Source organism: Streptomyces sp. GMY02 (genome assembly GCF_019056675.1).
GTDB classification, from domain to species: Bacteria; Actinomycetota; Actinomycetes; order Streptomycetales; family Streptomycetaceae; genus Streptomyces; species Streptomyces odonnellii.
Genome location: NZ_CP077658.1, coordinates 3,769,900 through 3,785,418 on the forward strand (window position 1 = coordinate 3,769,900; position 15,519 = coordinate 3,785,418).

Here is a 15,519-nt window from a genome sequence, read left to right on the forward strand (position 1 = left end):
CTCACCAGTCAGGTGACCGCCCGATGAAGGTCGTCTCCTACGGAGGCGGTGTCCAGAGCACAGCCCTTCTCGTGCTGGCCGCTCAGGGGGAGATCGACTTCCGCACCTTCCTGTTCGCCAACGTCGGCGACGACAGCGAGCACCCGGCGACCCTCGCGTACGTTCGCGACATCGCTATCCCATACGCGACACGTGTGGGACTGGACATCCACGAGCTCAAGCGACGCCGCCGCGACGGGGCCACGGAAACGCTCATGCAGCGGCTGAACCGGCCGGACACCCGGTCGATTCCCATCCCGGTCCGCATGGCCAACGGCGCACCCGGCCGCCGCAACTGCACAGCCGACTTCAAGATCAAGGTAGTCGGGCGATGGCTGCGGGAGCACGGCGCCACCGCCGACAACCCGGGGGAAGTGGCCATCGGCATATCGCTCGACGAAATCCATCGCGCCAACCGCCGGCGGCGGGAAACCCACGAGGTCATCGAATACCCCCTCCTCGACCTCGGGCTGCGCCGGGACGACTGCGAGCGCGTCATCGCCGAGGCCGGCCTGCCTGTGCCGCCCAAGAGCTCCTGCTTCTTCTGCCCCTTCCGTACCGTCGACGCCTGGCGCCACCAGCGTCGGCACGAGCCGGAGTTGTTCTCTCAGTCGGTCCGACTGGAGGAGACGATCAACCGACGGCGGGCCGCACTCGGACGGGATGCCGTGTATCTCACGCGGTACGGGGTCCCGCTCGCTCAAGCCATCCCCGACGAGAACCCAGGGGAAGTCGACACCGATGAGGACGAGGGGGCATGCGACTCCGGCTGGTGCATGACCTGATACGTGCCGAGCAGGCCACGGCGGGTGGGCCCGAAGACATCGCGCTTCGGGCCCACCCGCCGTTTCGCTCCAGGGCTGCCGACATTGCCGCCGTGGGGCACTGCAGGTGGCGGAATCAGAGCTCGGGCGGCTCGCCGGGCTGTAGGTGCAGAACGGCGAGGTACTCGCCGTAGGGCATCTCTCCGTCTACCCAGCGGCTGCCGCCTGAGGCGTCGGGAATCCACATGCCGTCAAGGAGGTACTTGTCGTCGAAGTCAGCGACGCGGTCCTCCTTAACCGCTGCCGCCAGGAGCAGCTGCATCGCCAGCATCAGCATCGTGCAGGCTTCCTTGACCGCGCAGACCTCGGCGTGCCCTGTAGGAAAGACCTTCCCATCCTCGTCGCTGTCCGGCTCGGGGACGGAAGCGGATCCCCGGACGGCCATCTCGTGCAGGGCAATCGCCTGAGTCACCGCTGCCGCCACCGACGTGCCGACGCCCGATGCACCGTCCGGTGCGTGTGTCCGCAGATGGTCGGCGACCGCATGAGCGTGTACAGGCCATGCACCGACGTGTTGGTGCAGCTGCTGCTCGGCGGTCTCGACGGCCAGCCCCGGCTCCACCGTGTCCGGGTACAGCAACCGGACGAATCCTTCGAGCGCCGCGCGCAGGTAGCCGAGACGGATCTGGTGCTGCTGCCACTCCTCCATCATCTCGGTCCAGACGGCGTCGAAGTCGAGGCCCGCCGAGCACATGCCGCCGTCGTCGTACGACATGTCGAACGTCACCGTCCGCAGGCCCTGGGCGAGGCGCAGCCACTTGTAGGCCGTGTCCCAGCTGTTCTGCGCCCCGGGGGCTCCATTAACGGCGGAGGCGTGCTCCACCCAGTCGGTGAGTTCACGGACGTGGTCCTCCGGCTCGGACAGCGCGAGGGTCGGCAGCGTGCGATATGAGGGCAGGCAAAGGCCCTCCGCCTGGGGAGTGGTCATGGGTGCAGCGTGGCACACAGCACTGACAATCGCTCCATGCCGAGAGCCGGTGCGATGCTCAAGTGCTGGTGCTGCGCCGTACGAGCCGGTGGCCTCGCAACTCCCGCTCACAGCGTACAAGTTCGCGTTCCCAGCCTTCTTCCGTGCCGATCAGGTGCGGGCTCTCGTACAGGCCGGCGCGTACCTCGGCGTCAGTGAGCCGCCGGTACTTGGGTGCGTCGGGATCATCCTCGGCGAGGAACTCGTGTTTGCGATGCAGCAGGGGACGGTTGGTGGAGTCCGCGTACGAAGTGAAGGAGGACTTGAGGGTCTTCAGGTCGACGGCGTACGAGGCCGCGATACGCGGGTGGGGATCCGATTCGAACTGGGGATAGTCGAGCCAGCTGACACCACGGCCCTGGTGGCGGAGTTTGACGACAGACCACTCCCCGGGACGGCCGGCAGCGACGCTCGCGCACTGCTCGTACAAACGCAGCACGGCCGGGATCCGGTGGAGTGCCCGGCGGTGAACGTACAAGGCAGTCGCCGTGAACTTGCCAGCGATAGATCCGTTCATCGCTCGGCGGACGTAGGCATCGTCTCGCAGCTTGAACAGCAGGCGATCGGCTCGCTGGCACGCCTCGGTGTATGAGGGGAAGAACGCCCTGATGTCCAGCTGTACAGGCAGGGGCAGACTGCTCACGGGGCCTCGGCCGTGGAACAGTTCTAGGGCGAGGAAGAGCAGCGTATCGAGGGCTCCGCGTTCGGCGCTCCGTTCCACCTTGACGGGGTCCGCTTCCTGCTCGGCGAGGCGCTTCAGTTCACCGGGGCGCAGGTGGCCGAGCAGTCGGATGGTGGGCTGCGGCATTTCCTCAAGTTGAGGCATCCGGCCCCGCTGTTCGAGATGAGCGACGACGGAGGTGATCGCCGAGGCCGTGTCCTCAGAGGCCAGCCAGCCCCCGTCCGGGGCGACCTGGCGGGCGAGGTAGCTCAAGCGCGCCGTATCGTCCTTGAAGGCGTAGACGATGCCCGGTGCCGCCGACACGCAGCGGACGCTGGTTGCTTCTTCGATGTAATCGCGGAGCTCGCCAGCAGCGTAGAGGTGCTGGAAGGTGCGGCGCTGGGTGAGGATGCCGTCGCCGTACTCCGTGCCTTTGATCTGGTTGCGCTCCCACCTCAACCGTGCGGACACCACGAGCACGGACTTCGTGAGTTCCCAGGCACTCAGGAGTGTGTCTCGTCGTTCAGCGGGATCCTCGATGACGTTCAGGACATAAGTGAGCAGGACCACCTCGGCCGCCTCGCGGAGCCCGTCCGGGAAATGCACCGGGTCCCATCCTGTGGCATCGAGGCCGAGGTGCCGAAATGCCCGAACGTCGCCGCCCCGTCCACACCCGTAATCGAGTACCCCCGTGGCTGGTTCCAGCTGAAGGTCGCCAACGGCACGACGAGCGGGGAGCGACAGGCCGACACGACCGATGGCGGTGTGATGTCTCTGACTGGTCCAGAGCTGCTGGGTCATCGGTGTTCCCTGATTCACGGATAGGCCAGCGTGCGACAGCTCCGAACTTTACGTGACACTCGCTCCAGAGGTCCGGCTTACAGGCGAGGCGTGTGCCAAAGCTGATCGCATCCCACACAGCTCGGGGTAACCGCCGTCGACCACACCACGGGCATAGCCTTGGTATCAAAGCGACCCGTCCGAGTGATGACTCCCCTGGGAGCCATCTGGGAGCCGGATCGCTCGCGGGAACCCTCCCGGACTGTCCGAGAACACCCCACGCCAACGCCCTGAACAGGCAAAACAGCAAACCGCCCGGTGGTGATCCCGCCCGGCCCTCATTCGCAGAGAAGGTGCTTCAGGCATACGCGTACGCCTGCGCTTTCTGCGGCTTCGACGGCGCGCTCGGACGCAACCCCGTCGGACTCGAAGCCGCACACGTCCGGTGGCACAGCCAGGACGGCCCGGACGAGGTGAACAACGGCCTGGCACTGTGCTCTCTGCACCACGCCCTGTTCGACCTCGGCGTCCTCGGACTGACACCCGCCCTGCACATACAGGTCTCCCAGTCCTACGTAGCACGCAGCCACGCGGGCCGGACCATCGACGCTCTCCACGGCCAGCCCATCACTACGCCGCGCCCCGGACTGCCCGGCATCGACCCCGACCACGTCGTGTGGCACGGACTCCAGGTCTTCAAACGCCCCGCGACCCGGACCGCCTGAAAACGCACGGATCAGCCCTCGGCGCCGAGGCCCGCCCCGTTCTCCAGGTAGACGGTCGCCGATCGCGCACGGGCACCGATCGCCGCGTGGACACGGCGGGCCAACCGGGGGATGAGCAGCCCGTCGATCTGATCGGCCTGGTGGAAGCCGAACTGGTCGACTTCCACGCCGTCCAGGACGATCCGGGCCCGCTGGTCAGCCGGGAGGATGCCTCCGTCGAAGACGAACAGCAGCTTGTCGCCCTCGGCCGGGTGGGGCGCCCAGTCCGCGACGAGGAGGCGGCCGATGGGCGGGGTGATACCGATCTCCTCCTTGACCTCCCGAGCCGCGCCTTCGCTCGGGGTCTCGCCCGGGTGGAGGTAGCCGCCGGGAATCTCCCAACCGGGTTTGTACGTCGGCCTGACCAGAAGCACCCGCCCGGCCTCGTCGAAGAACAGCACCCCGGCGGCGGTGCGCGGCCGGGCCACCGCCTCGTGGGCTTCCAAGTCGCTCATGACAACGACTGTAGTCATCGCACACGGACCACCCGACGACACGTAGCGGCTAAGCCACACTGGCCAGCAGATGGCTTCCCGCGCTGTTGCCGTACCCAGACGGTCACCAGGTGGCGGGAGATGAAGTGGTAGCGGACCTGCTCGGGCGCGAGCTCCTCCGCGTCCAGGACGAGGGCGAGAGCTTCGTCCGTGCGGTTCTGAGCACTGTACGCGCGGGCCAGTTCGAGGGTGTGCCGGACGCGACGCTCCGAGGGCAGGGTGGAAGAGTCCATGCGTGGCCCATGGTCGACGGCGATCTGGACGTCGCCGAGTTCCACGGCTGTTGAGATGCGGTGGATAGCGACATTGGTCGGGCTGAACGCCGTCCACATGTGGTTGGCGCCATGTCCGAGACGCTGAGCCGTCTGCTCGGCCTCTGCGAGGAACCTGTTCGCCGTGGCCCGGTCCTCAATCCGGGCGGCGGCCATCGCTCCGACGAGCAAGAGTGTGCCGTAGATCGACAGGTACGTCGGCGAGGCATCTGCAAGACCGCCTTCAGATAGCCCACAGAGACCACCACGAGGTTTCGGACGGCGGACGGGCGGCCATTGGCGAGCAGACCGTGGGCAACCGACCGGAAGAGCGAGCCAGTGACGATGAGATTCCCTGGCTCCTGCGCTACGGCGAGCCGCCAATCGGCGGCCATCCGAGCAGCGATATCACTGGCGTAATGGTGTCCCATACAAGCCCCGGGTCAGGATTTTCCTTCTGATCGGGAGGCAGTCGTGGCATATATGGCAGAACGTAGGTGCGATCGGTGCGGGCTTCCCTTGAGCCGGTACAACGCAGACGTGCGATGCTCGGCGTGCACTCGGGCCGCCGGCAATGAACCTGCGGCGTCCGTGAGTGTGCCGGATCGAGTGTGGCAGGACCCCTCGGTCACCGCGGCCCTGGCCGACTGGGACTTCGGCACGGCGTTCCGCCTGATCCGGCAGATCGCAACGCTGCGCCAGGAAGACATGGCCGCGATCACGGGGTTGAGCCAGTCTTTTCTCTCCACCCTGGAGTCCGGGGCGCGCAGACTCGTCAACATCGAGAAGATCATCATCGTCCTGGACCGGCTGGGTGTCCCTCCCCAGGTCTCGCCCAGCCCGCGCCCCTCGGCACAGCACTCCGCGCACGACTCCGCTTGGTCACCAGCGCCGGCGTGGGAGAGCCCGCTGGACATCGCGAAGCGACTGAACAGCACGACCTCGACCAACATCGACCCGACGACCGTCGCCTTGCTGGAACAGGGCATCGCGGAGCTGGTCGGCCGTTACGAAGCCGAAGGCCCTCACCGCCTCGCCCCGGAAGCCGTCGACCTGCGCAACTACGTGCAGCAGCAACTGAACGGCCGACAGCCGCCACGCCAGCGGGAGGCCCTGTTCCGGCTCGCCGCCCAAGCCTCGGGGTTGCTCGGATATATGGCCGTCAACGCCGGGCGTGAAGCCGTGGCGGAGGCGTACTGCAAGGAAGCGGAGGGGCTGGCAACGGAGATCGGCGATCGGGAAGTCCTCATGTGGACGCACGGCACCCGATCGCTCAACGCCTACTACGCGGGCAGATACCAGCAAGCCGTTCAGTGGGCAGACGCCGGGCTCGCGATCGAACCGAGTCATCCGCAAGCCATCCGGCTCCAGTCCAACGGACGTGCTCGGGCACTGGGCAAGCTCGGCGACCGCACCGGCGCCGAACGCGCGATCGCATCGGCCGAGGAGCTGAGCGACCGGCACCTCGTTCCCGTGGGGTTGACGTCCTGTATCTCGTTCGAGCCGTACGGGAAGGCACGAACCCTGGCCAACGCGGCGACCGCCCATGTGTCGCTGGGCGACGCACCACGCGTGCTCGCCTACGCCAACCAGATCGACTCACTGGTCGAGGAGTCCGACTCAGCCTGGAGCCGGGCACTGGTCCGACTCGATGTGGCCACCGCGCTTCTCTCCGGTCCGCACCCGGAAGTCGAGCACGCCATGGTCCTCGGCCACCAGGTCCTCAAAGCCGGTGGCGGGCCACTCATCCGATCCGTCGTGCAGCGCGCCGGTGAACTCCATGACCGAGCGGAGGCTTGGCGGGAACTCACAGCCGTACGGGAGTACGGCGATGCCCTTCGGTCTTGGCAGTCGACCCCGCACACCCGGGACCTGGCGCTTTCTGCGAGCATGGCGCGCCAGAGCAAGCGGACGAAAGAGGCGGTGGATGAGGCTCAGGGCCGATCCGGAGGCGTTTCCTCCGACGCCTCCCCCCAGTACTACTGACGCGGCGGTGATCGCCGCACACGACTGGGCCTCCTTCGGCACCATCACGGAGATGACCAACCACTGGGACCGGCCCGGCTGGACCGAGACCACCCGTGCCTACTACTGGATGCTCGCTTTCCCCGACACCCCCTCGCTCATCAGACACGCGCGAGGCTGCCAACTCGCCCTCCAGCGGCTCGGCTTCGACAACATCGACGAACGCGGTCTGCACATCACCCTCGGAAGAGTCGGCGCCGTGCACGAGACCGCCGCCACCGATCTCGACGATCTGATGGCGTCCCTGCGCGAGGTCCGGCCGGAAGCCTTCACTCTCCGAGCAGTGCCGCTTACCGCGTCCCGCGGAGCCATCCGATACAGCGTCGCACCGTGGAAACCGATCGTAGAGCTGCACGCGGCTCTCTCCGTGGCAGGAGCCGCCGTAGGGCTGCCGCCGCGCAGACGGACCTCCGCGCTCCGACCACACCTCGGCATCGCCTACTGCAACCGCTCCATGCCCGCCGACGTCGTCCGCGAAGCCGTTCGCCCCCTCCGTGATCTCGATGGAGTGGACATACGGGTCCCGGAGGTCCAGCTCGTCGAACTCCGGCGTGAGGCTCGCGCCTACCGCTGGGAAGTCATCCACGCGGTGGAGCTGCGGTGATCGTGCCCGATGCCATGTCGACCAGTGATTCGTCGATCACTCCATAACGCCAGCCCAGAGTCGCCAGGTGCGGGTCGTTGATCGCGTTCACATGGCGTCTTAGAAGTGCGATCCGCTCGCCGGCCGTCTCGTGCGGGAACCGACACGTGTCGGCCACCTGCCGCGCCGAGGCGCCGGAAGCGATGAGACGCCATATCTGGACTTCGGCCTCGCTGAACTCACCGTCGAAGGTCTCCAGTTGTGGCCGGGGCAGCTGCTTGGTCAGATAAGCGGCATGCACGAGTGCGGCCCGGCCGCTCACCCCGAGCTTCCGGCTGATGGCCGCCAGCTGCGCGCTGACGGTACCCGAAGTGACGATGAGTTCGTGTGCGGTCTCACCTGTCGTCTTCCCTTCGGCGATCTTGCCGAGAACGCGGATCTGGGCAGGTGTGAGGGGCAGAGGCGTCGTACGGGGTTGGCCCGGCATGGAGGTCAGACATCCCTTCGTCTTGTTCGATAAGAAGCGGCGGTACGTGGCGGTTGCGGGGATCAGGCTGGCGATGATCCGGGCCGTAGCCGTACAGGCAGGGTCCGCATGCCGTCGGCGATGAAGGAGCCGACAGGCTCAAGGCCGTGAGGCGGAGCGGCGAGGGCCAGTTCGGGGTAGCGGTCGAAGAGGACCGGGAGCGCGGTGCCGGCTTCGAGGCGGGCGAGAGGTGCGCCGAGGCAATGGTGGACGCCGTAGCCGAACGCCAGATGGTCGAGCGCGGGGCGGGTGATGTCGAACTCACCTGCTGAGGAGCCGTATTGGGCTGCGTCACGGCCTGCTGCCGCGTACGTGGCGAGGATCGCATCTCCCGCCCGGATGGTGGGGCCGCCGGAGACATGGATGTCGTTCACGGCGTAACGCATGGGAAGGCTGGCGATGCTGGGGGCCCAGCGAAGCGTCTCCTCGATGACATCGCTCCACGAGGCGGCACCCGTACGTACGAGGCGAAGCTGCTCGGGATGGGTGAGCAGTGCGTGGACCGCGTTCCCGATGAGGTTGACCGTGGTCTCATGGCCGGCGCCGATGATCAGCAAGAGGGTGTCGAGGAGTTCGTCCTCGCTGAGGTGCGAACCGTCCTCGTCACGGCTGGCGACCAGGACACTGGTCATGTCCTCACCCGGCTCCGCGCGCTTACCCGCCACCAGATCAGCGAGGATGGCGCGCACCTCGGCTTGAACGGCCAGGGCCTCTTCGGAGGTGATGGTGGTGTCCATGATCCGCTCGATGAAGCGGGCCATGCTGTCGCGGGACTCTTCCGGAAGCCCGAAGAGTTCACAGATGACCCGCATCGGCAGCGGGTGGGCGTAAGCCGCACGAAGGTCGACGGTCCCACCCCGGGGTGTGTCCGCCATGGCATCGAGGAGTGTGCGGGTGATGCCCTCAACGCGCGAAGCCATTCCGGCCGTACGGCGAGCGGTGAAGGCGGGGGCGACGAGCTTGCGCAGCCGACGGTGATCGGGACCGTACGCGGTGAACATGTTGGTCACACCGACCCAGTTACGCAGCCAGGTGTCGCGGTGCTCGCCGTTCATCCAGGCCGGCCAGTGCTGGTTGGGATCTTTGGACACCTGGTCGTTGGTGAGCAACGCTTTGAGGAGCGCGTGACTGGTGATGTACCAGGAGGGTATTCCGCCGGGCAGGATCACGCGGACCGCGGGCCCGAGGCTTCGGAGCTGGTCGGCCTCGGCGTGGATGTTGCCGCCTGTGGCGTCAAGGATGAAGGGCTGCTGCTCCATGGGGTGACTCCTGCCTGGTCGGGAGTGATCGGAGTGAAGCGCGCCGGGAGGTGGGCCAGAGCTCGGTGAAACGGGCCGGGCCGCCAGCTCAGGCGCTCCCAGGGCAGGGGTCGGTACCGCTGATCACTGGGTGTAAATCTGACGCCCACGGGCCATAGCCCGACCGCCACGCTGGGTTGAGCGTGTGAGCGCGAGAAGGTGGTGGAGTTCCGTGCTGTCCGTGTGAGGGCGCACGCCCTCATAAGGAAAGAGCCATATGCGGGCGCATGGGTACGGAGCTGATCGCGGTTCCACCACGGAACATGGCGACGCGCCCGGTCGGCACAGCGTCTGCGGGGCGTGCCACCGGTGGGCGGTGCCGGACTCGACCGGGATATGCACGAGCGCGTGAGTCAAGCAACACCGGACGGGGCCCACCGGTATAGCGCGACCGCGCGCCTCTTCCAGCGCCCGCAGTCCCACACGCATGCCGGTCTGCACCATGTCGACAGGGCCGAGCGGTGGGGCGGGATACTCGTCGAGTACAGCCCGCCAAGGCAGTTCAGTCAGGGTGTCGGGCAACAAGGTTGACTCCGGTGAGAGAAGACCTCAGAGAGAGTCCGACACCTCCCGTCGAGCCATGGCGGATGAACGGTCGATCGGTCGGACGTCGGCTGAGCAGCAAGACTGTTCGACGAAAAGTGATCCCGCACATTCCGTGGGTGATATCACTGGAGTGATCGTGTTTCCAGGAGCGGGCGTTAAGGTCATTCGGGGAGCTCTCGGGGAGGCAGTGGGGTGGCTCAGGGACCAGGACGGCGATGCCCCCAGTGCGGGTGTGAGCTGAGCCGGTACAACCCGGACTCCTTGTGCGCGGCATGCGTGCGTTCAGGACGAGCGACACGCCACGTTTTCCCCGCCGTGCCCGACAGAGTGTGGCGCGACCCGGAGGTACGTGAGGCTCTGGCCGCTTGGGAGTTCGGGCAGGTCAGCCGCCTCGTACGACAGCGTGGCTCGCTCCGGCAGGATGACATGGCTCAACTGACCGGGCTGAGCCAGGCGTTCCTGTCGATGATCGAGTCCGGGGCACGCAGACTCACCAGCATCGACAAGATCATCCAGTTTCTGGCCGGCCTGGGCACACCTGCGGATCTGGTTTCTCTCCCCCTGCCGCGAAGCGAGGTCCGCTCGACCGGAGAGAGCCTGCCGGAGCCGCTCACCGACGAGCTGGACCCGTCCTTGCCATGGACCGCGAACCGCATGGTGACGGCACTGAACGACGCGGCAGGAGGTGTCTCTGTGGAACGGCGTGAGTTCCTCGGTGTGACCGGCTTCGCGCTGACGGAGTACGTGCGCCATTGGGGCAGCGCGGAAGCCGAGCCGTTCATACGTAACGGAGCAGGCGGCAGAATCTCGGACTCCTTACTGGGCAATCTGCAGGGAACGACGGACGAGCTGCGGATCATGGACGCGAGTGCCGGCAGCGGCTCTCTTACCGAGATGGGCGAAGCTCACCTCGGACTGCTCAAGCGCATCGTCAAACAGGCTTCCTACAGTGAGGCCACCGGGCGGGCTCTCGCGGCGATCGTCGCCGATACAGCCACGCAGACCGGCTGGTTCGCCTTCGACTCCGGGCAACACAACACAGCTCGGAAGTACTTCCTCGGCGCCTTGCGCGCGGCGAAGGCGTCCGGTGACGCGAGGCTGGGTGCCGGCGCCCTGTCGTACCTCGCTATTCACGGCTATTCCACGGGTGCTCCGCAGGATGCCGTGGAAGCGGCCCGAGGAGCCAGAGAGCGGGTCAAGGGACTCGGCACGCCTTTCTTGGAGGCCATGCTCCTGACTCGCCAGGCCCGCGGTCACGCCAAGCTCGGAGAACGGGAGGCCACCCTCACCGCGCTGGGCAAGGCCGCCGAGCTCTGCGCACAAGGCCGCTCCGAGCACGATCCCCGGTGGCTGTACTGGATCAACGAGGGTGAGATCCACGGGCAGGCCGGCAGCTGCCATCTCGATCTCGGGGATTCGCGGCGCGCGGCCGACAGCCTCGTCCAGGCACACAGAGCGCTCAGCCCAACTGATCTCAGAACCCGGGGTCTGGTCCTCTCCCGAGCCGCTTCCGCACAGATTCGGGGTGGTGACGCGGAAGCCGGAGCCGCCACCGCGCACGCGGCGATCGATCTGGCCGAACAGCTCGACTCGGCTCGCCTTACGGAGCACGTCCACGATGTCGTGGGTGAACTCACCCTGTTCAGCGACGCCCCGTACGCTCGTGACCTGCTTGAACGGGCAGCCACCCTAGCTGGATGAGGAGCAGAGCGTGACCGAGGCCGAACCGGTCCTGGTGCTGTGGGACATCGACCGCACGCTGCTGTACGTGGGAGACATCGACCGGCAGGTCTACCGGGAGTGCTTCGCCGAAATCGTCGGCCGCCCGGCGGAACGCCTTCCGGCGCGCGGGACCGGGATGACGATGCCACTCGCGATCCGCGGGCTTCTGCTGGACAACGGGGTACCGGAGCAGAACGTGCCCGGACTACTGGAGAAGATGGTCCAGCTACTACCGAAGAAACTGGCCGATCACTCGGAAGAAATGCGACGTGAGGGCATCCTCATGCCCGGGGCCGTCGCCGCGCTCAGCGCTGTCGCCGACGCCCCGCCGCTGGTGGCGACGATCGTCACCGGCAATCTCAAGGCCAACGCCCGCTTGAAGCTGGACGCCTTCGACCTCGTCCGGTTCGTTGACACCGAGATCGGCGGCTACGCCTCCGACAGCGGCCATCGGCCCTCACTCGTAGCCGTGGCCCAGAACCGAGCCAAATCCCGTTACGGAAGCCCGTTCACCCGAGCCAACACCGTGATCATCGGTGACTCCCTCGAAGACGTACGAACAGGGCGCGAGGGCGGAGCGTCCGTCATCGCCGTCGCGAGCGGCACAACTCCGGTGGAGGATCTCGGGGCGGCCGGCGCGGACATGGTGCTGGACAGCCTTGAAGACGTTGAGCGGTTGATGGCGGCCATCAGCACGGTCACAACACGGCACTGAGCGGCCCTGCAAGCTGGCGGAACATCTCGGGCTACGGGTGCAACACGTCGTCGAGATAAGCCTGTACCGGCTCGAAGAGGCCGTACGGCACATACTCCGGAATCTCGGCGAGGGAGCACCAGATCAGTTCCGCCAGTTCCTCCGTGTCGGCCACGTACGCGGTCCCGGATACGACCTCGCACGCCGTGTAGGACATATGGCGTTGAGTCTTCGGATGGACCCGGCTTCCCAGTGCCCTGACGGCTTTGACGGTGAGGCCCGTCTCCTCCTGGGTCTCCCGGACCGCCGCGTCCTCGTCCGACTCTCCGGCCTCAACCTCTCCCGCGGGGAATTGCCAGGAGAGCTGCCCCTCCTTCACCCGTCGCCGCACCATCAGAACGCGGCCTTCGCTGACGACGATCGCCGCCGCGATGCCCGGTCGTTCCTCAGCACTCGCGTGCGTCATGGGGCTTCCTCCAGAGCTGCCAGGATCGGTGGGAAGATCCTATCGGCGGGTATGAGCCGGGTGACCGCGGTTTTCGCGACCCACAGCACATCGACGTTTTCGAGGACATCGCTGTTCTTGGCCTCTCCCGCCAGGAACTCACAGAGGAAGTATTCGCATTGCACGCCGGTGACCGGGTGCAACCGGTTACCGAGATTCCGGACAACGGCGCAATGCACACCCGTTTCGTCCAGCGTCTCCCGAACGGTGGCCGTCTCCGCTCGCGCCCCTGGTTTGATGACACCGGCCGGGAATTGCCAGGTGAGGCCCGAAGCATCGTCCTCCCGTCGGCAGACCAGCAGCGTCTGGTCCGCACGGATGACGACGGCGACAGCGACGCGCAGCGGCTGGACCGCGGGGGAGCCCGCGACGGCAGCTGTGCCTTCACTCGATGCCAGCAGGGCGAAGCGTCGGCGCACCGCTGGAGAAGCTGTCTCGTAGACCTCGTCGAGGAGCTGCTGCATCTCCGCACGCGGGACGACGGCGGGATTGGTGTGCCAGGTCGCGACCGTGCGCTGAGCGATACCGAGACGTTCCGCGAAGGCTTCATTCGTCATGCGCAGCGCGGCCTGAAGCGTGCACGCGTGCTGACCGCTCCAGATCTCGACCACGTCCATCCGAGCCTCCCCCGGCTTGCTCCTGGGTTCTGCATGGTCACTGCACCGCGGGTGCACTCTCGTTGCACTGTCGGTTCGTGGCGGGCCGGCCGCGGATCCGGTTCACTCGTGGCATGGACAAAAGCCCTCCTCAGCGGTCGTGACGCGCGCCGAGAAGTCCACGGATCGGTCCAGCCCGTTGCCTGTGAACCCAGGTTTTCCCGCCTCAAATGCTAGTTCACGAGGCACAGGGGATTGGTTGCTTCCGTCAGTGGCTCGCGCGATGGCCGGATGCTTCCCCTGCCGGCCCTCAATTGGACAGGACGACAGTGATCAATCCAGATCACGGTTGTCATATCACCAGCGTGATGTGCGCTGCCGACAGCGCGCCGCGATGATCTCTCTCAATCAGCGGTGCGGTGCGCCCACGGATGTGTGGGATCACAGCGGCCAGGCAGTCACAGCAAGCGGCAGCTTCCTCACGGCGTTCGCCAACGGCACGCCCTTCCGGCGCGGGTAACCTCGGCTCGATGATGGGCTGAATGCTCGTCATATCGCACGCCTGAACGCCGAAAGGGAACTGATGGCCCAGGATCAGGAATACACGGTGGAGCGCACTCTCGTACTTCTCAAGCCCGACGCACTCGTGCGCGGTTACGCCGGAAAGATCATCGGCCGATTCGAGGACGCGGCATTGAAGATCGTCGGCGTCAAGATGAAGCAGATGGACGCCGAGTTCACCCGACGCCATTACTTCGACCTTGAGGAACGACTCGGCTCCGCCGTCTACAACATGACCGCCACGTTCATGCAGCAGGGGCCGGTGATCGCCCTCGTCCTGGAGGGGGGCGACGCGGTGGCGACCGTCCGCAAGATCGTCGGAAGCACGTACCCGAACGAGGCGCCGGCCGGGACGATCCGCGGGGACTTCTCCCACTACAGCAAGGCCGCCAGCGTGGCCTCGGGAAAGGCCGTCGCGAATCTGGTCCATGCCTCCGGCAACAAGCGGGAGGCCGAGCAGGAAGTGGAGCTGTGGTTCGAGAAGGACGAGCTTCACGACTACCGCACCCTCGCCGAGATCTTCACCTACTGAGCGGCCCGACGTCACCGAGCCGGCGTCGACGCGTTGAGCACCACCGGGGACCACCCGAGGAGAGAGGGCACCCATGACCAGCGAAACCCGCGTCGCGTCCGTAGAGGAGCTGGAAACCGGCTTCCAGAGGGAACTGGGGACCGATCGTTGGTCCGCCGCCGAGAGCGCCTACGCGCTGGCGGTTCGGCACCGTGACAACGGCGACTGGGACACCTCTCGCGAGTGGGTGAATCAATGCCTGCTCCTGCTGGAGGGCTTCCCCAGCGACACGCTGGAGGACGTTGCCACCAAACGCATGTCGGTGGGCGGGGTCCAGCTCCCGGCCTATCTGCACGACGGCGTCGTACGGGACCGATTCGGCGACGGCGCCTGAGGAAATTCTCCGTGCCGTGAGAAGACGGCGCGGTCCGCCGACCGGCGAACCGCGCCGTCCCTCGGCGGTACAGCGTCACACCACTCAATCCGCGGCGCCCGAGCCCGCTCAGTCGGTTCGGCCGGGATCAGCCATGCCCACACGCGAAAGGAAAGATTTGTGCCTGTCGAGATCGAAATGCGAGCCCGCTTCACCCGAGAAGATCACGACCAGCTCATCTCGCGTCTGGAGCGGGATGGCGAGGACCTTGGGTGTGACGACAAGCGCATCTACTTCTACGTGCTTCCCGAGCAGCTCCTGAAAGTCACCGACAACATCGCGACAGGGTCCGCCAAGATCACCCTCAAGGGCAACAAGATCGGACAGGGCGCCGCGTTCCCGGAGACGGAGATCGCCATCGCCCAGGACGACGTGGCTGCGGCCGTACGTATCTTCAACGCGCTCGGGTTCGAAAGCACGATGCATCGGGCGTACAACCAGCGGCGCAACTTCCGCTTCCGTGGGGTCGAGATCGCTGTGAAGTGGAGCGAGGCATGGGGCCACCACGCCGAGTTCGAGGTACTGCTCGGCGACGATCCGAGTCCCGCGGCGAAGAGCGAGGCCGGCGACCGCATCGCCGCCGTCGCCGACGAACTGGGGGTGACGTTGATGACCGAGGCGCAGCTCGCGGAGTTCACCGCGGCCTTCGAAGCGTCCGAGCGAGCCCGTCAGGAACAACCCGCCGGTTCCGCGCACAGCACCGCTTGACCCATTCTTCGCCTCAGACCACCGCAAGGGG

The 15,519-nt window shown here is 66.5% G+C and carries 16 protein-coding genes and 2 pseudogenes; 9 read left to right on the forward strand and 9 right to left on the reverse strand.

Features of this window, described 5'->3' with window-relative positions:
- Positions 1 to 23: 23 nt before the first annotated feature.
- Complete coding sequence (locus tag KQY30_RS15785) at positions 24 to 824, forward strand: phosphoadenosine phosphosulfate reductase (protein ID WP_217307364.1); 801 nt, start codon at positions 24 to 26, stop codon at positions 822 to 824.
- Between the two features lie 115 nt (positions 825 to 939).
- Here the strand turns inward: KQY30_RS15785 and KQY30_RS15790 are convergent, their stop codons facing one another.
- A complete protein-coding gene (locus tag KQY30_RS15790; protein ID WP_217307365.1) occupies positions 940 to 1,791 on the reverse strand; it encodes a hypothetical protein in 852 nt (283 codons plus the stop codon).
- 58 nt (positions 1,792 to 1,849) lie between these two features.
- A complete protein-coding gene (locus KQY30_RS15795; RefSeq protein WP_217307366.1) occupies positions 1,850 to 3,292 on the reverse strand; it encodes a DNA phosphorothioation-associated putative methyltransferase in 1,443 nt (480 codons plus the stop codon).
- 320 nt (positions 3,293 to 3,612) lie between these two features.
- Between KQY30_RS15795 and KQY30_RS36440 the strand changes: the two are divergent.
- Positions 3,613 to 3,996 (forward strand): annotated as a pseudogene (locus KQY30_RS36440) (HNH endonuclease); the annotation flags it as partial.
- A gap of 11 nt (positions 3,997 to 4,007) precedes the next feature.
- Here the strand turns inward: KQY30_RS36440 and KQY30_RS15805 are convergent.
- Together KQY30_RS15805 and KQY30_RS15810 are read right to left on the reverse strand one after the other, a co-directional pair.
- Positions 4,008 to 4,490 (reverse strand): NUDIX hydrolase, encoded by a 483-nt coding sequence (locus KQY30_RS15805; protein WP_217307368.1) that lies wholly within the window; start codon positions 4,488 to 4,490, stop codon positions 4,008 to 4,010.
- Between the two features lie 14 nt (positions 4,491 to 4,504).
- Positions 4,505 to 4,972, reverse strand: coding sequence for a hypothetical protein (locus KQY30_RS15810; protein WP_217307369.1), 468 nt, complete (start codon positions 4,970 to 4,972; stop codon positions 4,505 to 4,507).
- 399 nt (positions 4,973 to 5,371) lie between these two features.
- Between KQY30_RS15810 and KQY30_RS15815 the strand changes: the two genes are divergently transcribed.
- On the forward strand, positions 5,372 to 6,766 hold the full coding sequence (locus KQY30_RS15815; RefSeq protein WP_254407150.1) for a helix-turn-helix transcriptional regulator: 1,395 nt from the start codon (positions 5,372 to 5,374) through the stop codon (positions 6,764 to 6,766).
- A 7-nt stretch (positions 6,767 to 6,773) separates the two neighbouring features.
- Positions 6,774 to 7,409 (forward strand): 2'-5' RNA ligase family protein, encoded by a 636-nt coding sequence (locus tag KQY30_RS15820; protein ID WP_254407151.1) that lies wholly within the window; start codon positions 6,774 to 6,776, stop codon positions 7,407 to 7,409.
- On the opposite strand, the gene KQY30_RS15825 is transcribed toward KQY30_RS15820, so the two are convergent.
- The 3 genes and pseudogenes from KQY30_RS15825 to KQY30_RS36445 form a co-directional block, all read right to left on the reverse strand.
- A complete protein-coding gene (locus KQY30_RS15825; protein WP_217307371.1) occupies positions 7,384 to 7,875 on the reverse strand; it encodes a helix-turn-helix transcriptional regulator in 492 nt (163 codons plus the stop codon). The two genes, KQY30_RS15820 and KQY30_RS15825, sit on opposite strands and share 26 nt — an antisense overlap.
- Before the next feature lie 62 nt (positions 7,876 to 7,937).
- Positions 7,938 to 9,173, reverse strand: a complete 1,236-nt coding sequence (locus KQY30_RS15830) for a cytochrome P450 (protein ID WP_217307372.1) — start codon at positions 9,171 to 9,173, stop codon at positions 7,938 to 7,940.
- A pseudogene (locus KQY30_RS36445) lies at positions 9,080 to 9,280 on the reverse strand (cytochrome P450); the annotation flags it as partial. The gene KQY30_RS15830 and the pseudogene KQY30_RS36445, both read right to left, overlap by 94 nt.
- 805 nt (positions 9,281 to 10,085) lie before the next feature.
- Between KQY30_RS36445 and KQY30_RS15835 the strand changes: the two are divergent.
- Together KQY30_RS15835 and KQY30_RS15840 are read left to right on the forward strand one after the other, a co-directional pair.
- Positions 10,086 to 11,459: a helix-turn-helix domain-containing protein gene (locus KQY30_RS15835; RefSeq protein WP_367997480.1), complete on the forward strand. Its 1,374-nt coding sequence runs from the start codon at positions 10,086 to 10,088 to the stop codon at positions 11,457 to 11,459.
- A gap of 10 nt (positions 11,460 to 11,469) precedes the next feature.
- A complete protein-coding gene (locus tag KQY30_RS15840) occupies positions 11,470 to 12,195 on the forward strand; it encodes an HAD family hydrolase (protein WP_217307374.1) in 726 nt (241 codons plus the stop codon).
- A 31-nt stretch (positions 12,196 to 12,226) separates the two neighbouring features.
- On the opposite strand, the gene KQY30_RS15845 is transcribed toward KQY30_RS15840, so the two are convergent.
- Both KQY30_RS15845 and KQY30_RS15850 read right to left on the reverse strand, forming a co-directional pair.
- Positions 12,227 to 12,640, reverse strand: coding sequence for an NUDIX hydrolase (locus tag KQY30_RS15845; RefSeq protein WP_217307375.1), 414 nt, complete (start codon positions 12,638 to 12,640; stop codon positions 12,227 to 12,229).
- Positions 12,637 to 13,296, reverse strand: a complete 660-nt coding sequence (locus KQY30_RS15850; protein ID WP_217307376.1) for an NUDIX hydrolase — start codon at positions 13,294 to 13,296, stop codon at positions 12,637 to 12,639. The genes KQY30_RS15845 and KQY30_RS15850 overlap by 4 nt, the downstream gene beginning before the upstream one ends.
- 562 nt (positions 13,297 to 13,858) lie before the next feature.
- On the opposite strand from KQY30_RS15850, the gene KQY30_RS15855 reads away from it, so the two are divergent.
- The 3 genes from KQY30_RS15855 to KQY30_RS15865 all read left to right on the forward strand — a co-directional run bounded on the left by KQY30_RS15855 (position 13,859) and on the right by KQY30_RS15865 (position 15,488).
- On the forward strand, positions 13,859 to 14,368 hold the full coding sequence (locus KQY30_RS15855) for a nucleoside-diphosphate kinase (protein WP_217307377.1): 510 nt from the start codon (positions 13,859 to 13,861) through the stop codon (positions 14,366 to 14,368).
- A gap of 73 nt (positions 14,369 to 14,441) precedes the next feature.
- The gene (locus tag KQY30_RS15860; RefSeq protein WP_217307378.1) at positions 14,442 to 14,741 is read left to right on the forward strand and encodes a hypothetical protein; all 300 of its coding nucleotides are present in this window, start codon (positions 14,442 to 14,444) and stop codon (positions 14,739 to 14,741) included.
- 159 nt (positions 14,742 to 14,900) lie between these two features.
- Positions 14,901 to 15,488: a hypothetical protein gene (locus KQY30_RS15865; protein ID WP_217307379.1), complete on the forward strand. Its 588-nt coding sequence runs from the start codon at positions 14,901 to 14,903 to the stop codon at positions 15,486 to 15,488.
- The last annotated feature ends 31 nt before the right edge of the window (positions 15,489 to 15,519 follow it).

What these genes read in the sequence shown, in the direction of transcription:
- KQY30_RS15845 (WP_217307375.1), bottom strand. Translation starts at nt 12,640, where the DNA reads ATGACGCACGCGAGTGCTGAGGAACGACCGGGCATCGCGGCGGCGATC.
- KQY30_RS15785 (WP_217307364.1), top strand. Translation starts at nt 24, where the DNA reads ATGAAGGTCGTCTCCTACGGAGGCGGTGTCCAGAGCACAGCCCTTCTC.
- KQY30_RS15825 (WP_217307371.1), bottom strand. Translation starts at nt 7,875, where the DNA reads ATGCCGGGCCAACCCCGTACGACGCCTCTGCCCCTCACACCTGCCCAG.
- KQY30_RS15850 (WP_217307376.1), bottom strand. Translation starts at nt 13,296, where the DNA reads ATGGACGTGGTCGAGATCTGGAGCGGTCAGCACGCGTGCACGCTTCAG.
- KQY30_RS15795 (WP_217307366.1), bottom strand. Translation starts at nt 3,292, where the DNA reads ATGACCCAGCAGCTCTGGACCAGTCAGAGACATCACACCGCCATCGGT.
- KQY30_RS15860 (WP_217307378.1), top strand. Translation starts at nt 14,442, where the DNA reads ATGACCAGCGAAACCCGCGTCGCGTCCGTAGAGGAGCTGGAAACCGGC.
- KQY30_RS15855 (WP_217307377.1), top strand. Translation starts at nt 13,859, where the DNA reads ATGGCCCAGGATCAGGAATACACGGTGGAGCGCACTCTCGTACTTCTC.
- KQY30_RS15830 (WP_217307372.1), bottom strand. Translation starts at nt 9,173, where the DNA reads ATGGAGCAGCAGCCCTTCATCCTTGACGCCACAGGCGGCAACATCCAC.
- KQY30_RS15805 (WP_217307368.1), bottom strand. Translation starts at nt 4,490, where the DNA reads ATGAGCGACTTGGAAGCCCACGAGGCGGTGGCCCGGCCGCGCACCGCC.
- KQY30_RS15790 (WP_217307365.1), bottom strand. Translation starts at nt 1,791, where the DNA reads ATGACCACTCCCCAGGCGGAGGGCCTTTGCCTGCCCTCATATCGCACG.